The sequence below is a fragment of the Serratia sp. OLAL2 genome (assembly GCF_002752475.1).
In the GTDB taxonomy this organism is placed as follows: Bacteria; Pseudomonadota; Gammaproteobacteria; order Enterobacterales; family Enterobacteriaceae; genus Serratia; species Serratia bockelmannii.
This window is the reverse complement of sequence record NZ_MSTL01000002.1, coordinates 140603-145468: the sequence shown is the minus strand read 5'-3', so window position 1 is coordinate 145468 and position 4866 is coordinate 140603. Positions and strand designations below refer to the sequence as shown.

General features: G+C 49.6%; 4 protein-coding genes. All 4 read right to left on the bottom strand.

Translation table 11 applies throughout. From position 1 onward, the window contains the following. Nucleotides 1-21: 21 nt before the first annotated feature. The 4 genes from BVU99_RS02825 to BVU99_RS02810 all read right to left on the bottom strand — a co-directional run bounded on the left by BVU99_RS02825 (nt 22) and on the right by BVU99_RS02810 (nt 4654). Complete coding sequence (locus BVU99_RS02825) at nt 22-933, bottom strand: class I SAM-dependent methyltransferase (protein ID WP_025303319.1); 912 nt, start codon at nt 931-933, stop codon at nt 22-24. A gap of 14 nt (nt 934-947) precedes the next feature. Beyond that, on the bottom strand, nt 948-1904 hold the full coding sequence (locus BVU99_RS02820) for a diiron oxygenase (protein WP_025303320.1): 957 nt from the start codon (nt 1902-1904) through the stop codon (nt 948-950). Nucleotides 1905-2002: 98 nt separating this feature from the next. Continuing rightward, on the bottom strand, nt 2003-3184 hold the full coding sequence (locus BVU99_RS02815) for an MFS transporter (RefSeq protein WP_049209473.1): 1182 nt from the start codon (nt 3182-3184) through the stop codon (nt 2003-2005). A 306-nt stretch (nt 3185-3490) separates the two neighbouring features. Further along, nucleotides 3491-4654: a colicin-like pore-forming protein gene (locus BVU99_RS02810; RefSeq protein WP_225735639.1), complete on the bottom strand. Its 1164-nt coding sequence runs from the start codon at nt 4652-4654 to the stop codon at nt 3491-3493. Nucleotides 4655-4866: the final 212 nt, after the last annotated feature.

The window sequence follows — 4866 nt, the reverse complement described above, 5'->3', positions numbered from 1 at the left end:
GGATATTACTCTTTTGGGTTATCAGGGTTTTACCGCCACGAGGATCGGCAACACGCCGCGTGAGCTGTAGTTGATATCTTTAACCGTGAACCCTGCCTGGGTTATCTGTTGCCTGATCTCTGCTTCTGAAGTGAAATTAAGGTAGGTAGCCTGAATAATGTCGCCAAAGATCGCGAACTCCTGCAAAAGGTCCGCCATTGGCGTTTCATATTTATCCCACTCACCGGTGGGCGCGTTCTTTTCCGGCGGTGGCGTGAGGAAACTGAGCAACAAGGTTCCCCCTGGTTTTAATGCCTCGAAGAACCGACGATACAAAGCCACCAGCCTGTCCGGGTCAGACTCATACATATTCAGGCCGTTACTGGTAATCACATCGAAAGCGTTTTTTTCTTTTAACTCCCAGGCATTCTGCTGCGAGAATCGGCAACGGTTCGCCATGCCAACGCGCTTGGCCTTTTCGTTGGCGTGATAAAGTGACTCCGGGTCAAGATCAATGCCGGTCAATTGCACCGCGCCATGGCCGCTGTAATCCAAATCCAATAAATCATCCATCACCCCGCACGGGATTGAAGCCAGCGTCTCCGCCTGCGTAATCAACTCAGCCAGCAAGGTCTGATAACGGTAGTAACGCTCGCGCGCCCGGCACAGCAACGAGCGATTCAGAAGCCAGTCTTCCAAAACATGTTCGGCGGGTTTTCCGGCGGGATGCTGGAAAATGTAAGACGTCCAGTAGCCATTGAGGCCGCGGTTATGCAGGAGGAAACGACCAAGCTCAAACTCCGTCAATTGATCGACCAGTTCAAGATTTCTCTCTAATGGAAGAATAAGCGAATTGCTATTCCGTAAACGCGCTTTTATTTCATCGGCCAACATCTTTGTTTCAGTCAAATAGGCCAGTTTAGAATGTGTTTTATGCGAGGCGAAACTATCCATACCCATCTCCATGATTAAATTATCCAACCAATATTTTCGAATCCCTGGCGCACTATCGGCGAATTCAGAATGCCGGTTCGTTTCAAAGCCATTAGCACGTTTTTAACAATGGGGACATCAGGCGTCACTTCAAAACCGCGATAAACCTTATTGATTGACTCCCGGCTGGCTTCGCAATCATGAGTTATCTTCGATAACAGCTCAATGTTAAACTGTTTCTCTGATTCAACATTCAAATACATTTTTACGAAATCAGCGATCTGCCCGCCGATCATCGCCTGATCGTTTTCATCCAACCTCGTCCAGATATAGCCAAGTAATTCGAGAAAGAAAATATAGTGTCTAGACTCATCGTTCATATGGTCATTAACATAGTATTTAATCGATGGATGAACGCCGTCACTATTAAAGAACTCCACCAGCTCTCTCACCAGGGTCGTTTCGAAAATGCACACCGCAATGATCTCGAAAATGTCATGGCAGCGCTCAGGTAACCGTTTCATCACCTCTGTAACGGCCACATAGGCGTCAGAATCCGGGTAACTCAGCGCACCGAGATCGGCATCATGCTCTCTAAGTTGATTGATCATATGTCTGGCGATATAAACATGATAATACTCATCGATGATGACGGTATAGGCATTCAATTTAATCTGTTCGTCAAATTTGACAGCGAGATCGCCGTAGATAATTTTATTGCATGCTGAGTTAATGAGTTTGATCTCAAGATTAACGATATCATTGAGGTATTTAAACAATGACTGAGTAAGTATTTTTGACTTCCTCTCATTGTCCATGCCGCTCATCATGTCAGCCAAAAATATCGGCTGATTCTCCTCGGGGAAAAATGCGCCAGGAATAGTAAAGTCGATAAATTTACCGGGGCGGGTTCTTATTGATGCGCGCTGTTCCCATTTATCAGTATAGGCGGCAGACAAACCGCCCTTCGAAACCATGGTTTCGTTTTCCATAGATATTCTCCAGATGAAGGAATACATGTATTTAAAAAAGTCATGCCGATCCCGGCCAAATATAAATATTTAGCCGGGGGTCACGCGAAAACGATTATTTATTCTTCAGCTTTGCTTGGGGATGCCACGATACTCAACATAGACAACAACACGACAACGCCTATCACACTCGCCATCACATAGCTCATTTCCTCCGGCCGCCCGATAAAGACGTAGCTGGCCATCCCCGTGATAGCCACAACCAGCAGCGAGCGCATGCTCATGATATAGGAGGCCGCCACACCATAAATTTCCGGGTAGACACTCATGGAACGTGCGAACAGCGTCGGATAGCAGATAGAAAAACCGAAGCAGAACAGGCTCATCAGCAGGGTAATAGCCCAAGGCGTTGTCGCCGTCAGTAGAGCGAGAATGCTGACGATGGCTAACGCCATACCGATTTTCTCAGCGCGCCGATCGCCACCAAACGCGGCGATAATACGGGCGGAAAAGAGGCTGGGGATTGAAAATGACGCCACGATAATAAAAAAGTGAACGACAAATGCCGACAGCGAGAACGCAAAGGTTTCACGGTAAAGAAAAGCGCTGGAGGCGATGAATACCATATAAGCAGCAAAGAAAAGTGAAGGAATCAACGATAATCGCATGAATTGGAAACTCGCCGTCAGCCGGGCATAGCTTCCCACAATGGCTTTGAGATCGAATGGCGTTTTTTCTTTCTTCGTTTCCGGCAGGAACAACAATTCCAGCAGTACCGCCGCTGCGGTGATCACCGCGACAACCGCATAGTTTCCTCTCCACCCCCAATGCTCATTAATCCAACCACCGGCGATCGGCGCTAGCGACATGAAAATCGAGATACAGGCATTAACCAGACCGATCATGCTGTACATGGCCGCCCCTTGATAACGGTCTGCGATGATCGCGTAAGCCACTACCACCGGCGTGCAAGCCCCCAACCCCTGAATAAAGCGGGACAACATCAAAAGATCGATTGAAGTGGCGTAGGTACATCCCAGAGCACCTAACAGCATGATAGCCCCACCGATCAACATGGTTTTGCGTCGACCAATCGACTCTGACAGTGGGCCATAAATCAACGCGCCAAACACAAATCCCAAGAAGTTATAGGTGATCGTACGCTGAATATGCCCTTCAGAAACACCGAAACTGGCAGCCATATCCGGAAAGCTGGGAACGGACATATCCACTTCAATACACCCAGCCAATAAGGAAACCACAAGGATAAAGGGCAGAGGCACCCACTTTCCTGTCAACATATCCATACTCCAACAGAACATTAATCCGAATGTTAATAACCATGAACAAACTAGGAGAACAATTGTTATATGTAAATATCGCTAATGAATAAAGGATGATAAATAGTGTTTTACGTGAAGAAAATCACATAACAGGAAGAAAAATAATGAAATTATCCGATGACGGGGAGATGGCTACATAAGACGAACTACACAGATAAAAAATCATCAACTTAAGAACTACATGAGACATGCTAATGCATTGTTCAGGGCGCGTTCATACCCCATAAAAGAGGGGGCATGCCCCCCTCTTCTGTCATGAGCTTGTTACATCTCGAGGATGAATTTTTCCAGTTCTCCTGCAAGGGCCGCATCGATATAGCTGGTGGCCCAGCCAAACAGGTAAGCGAAGGCGAAAATGCCCACCGTCGACGACACCAGCGTCGGCGCGAAAAACGCGGCGATAACGGAGAGCGTATACCCTGCGCCGATCGACAACCCGAGCGCTTCGAGCTGGTTGCGGAACGCTTTCCAATTGCCGGTAGAGAAACCTTCAATCGCGGCGTTTACCAGATCCGCGCCCTTGATCGCCCAGTCCACCCCGGTGAAGACCTTGCCCAATACCCGCGCATTGCGGGCATACTGTTCCGCATCGATCATTTTCAGCCAGGCGACAATCGCCGCTTTGTCCTGCGCCTTGAGCTTTTTGTTCAGGCCCTTCGTCAATTGCTCGTAGGTTTTCTCCGCATCTTGCACGTTGCGGATATATTTTCCTTGAATTCCCGCCTCCAAATCCTTGGCGAGTTTGGCGTATTTCGCGCCGATCTTTTCCGCGATATCTTTATTGATACCTGCGGCCAGGCTGACGCCATCCTTGATGGCTTTTAATTCCGCATTTTGATATTCGACGAAGTCCTTAACGATCGTTTTTACCGAGCCGGGCGATTTTACCGGCTTGCCGTTGGCATATTTCACCTCCATGGCATTCAGGTTATCCCCTCTCACCACGGCGATAAACGCGGGCCGGTTCTTATTGGCCTTATAGTAGAGGCTGTAGGTCGCCACTCCGTCTTGCTTTTCCACCTTCAAATGATGAAAACCGTAGTAACTCCCGGTCGTGCGGGTCGTCGAGAATTCGCCGGTTTTGCCGTTGCCATGCCAGCCGCTGACGGGCCGATCGCGATGCGAGTCTGTCACGAAACTGCCTAACGAAGAGGCGCCGATCTGCCCGGCATTCAGGCCATTGTTGCCGCCTTTGCCAGGGGTTGAGGGCTTGCGCGCATGGCCGGTTTCGATATCCCCGATCGCCACTGTCACCCCCTTGGCGTTGACCCCCATCACCAGTCCCCCCAGGCCAATGTGCTTCGCCTGATCGGCCGTCAAACCGGTGGCGGAAAGGCTCAGCGTGCCGGATGGGCTGACGCTTTCAATATGCAATTTCGCATCCGGGTTAATTCTGCGCGCCGCCTTAATCACCGCCGCCAGCTTCATGCGCAGCGCCGGATCGTTTTGGATCGCCGCTATCTGTTGCTGTTCCGGGCTGCTGCCAACGCCGGCGCCGCCGCGATCGCGATCGCCGGAATGGCCTTTATCGCCGCCCCCCGGCTCTGGGCCCGTACCGCGTTCAGAACTCCAATTAGTTCCATCCCCTTTACCACCATAATTAAATCCAGGCATATGCTTTCATCCTTATTTCGTTTTAT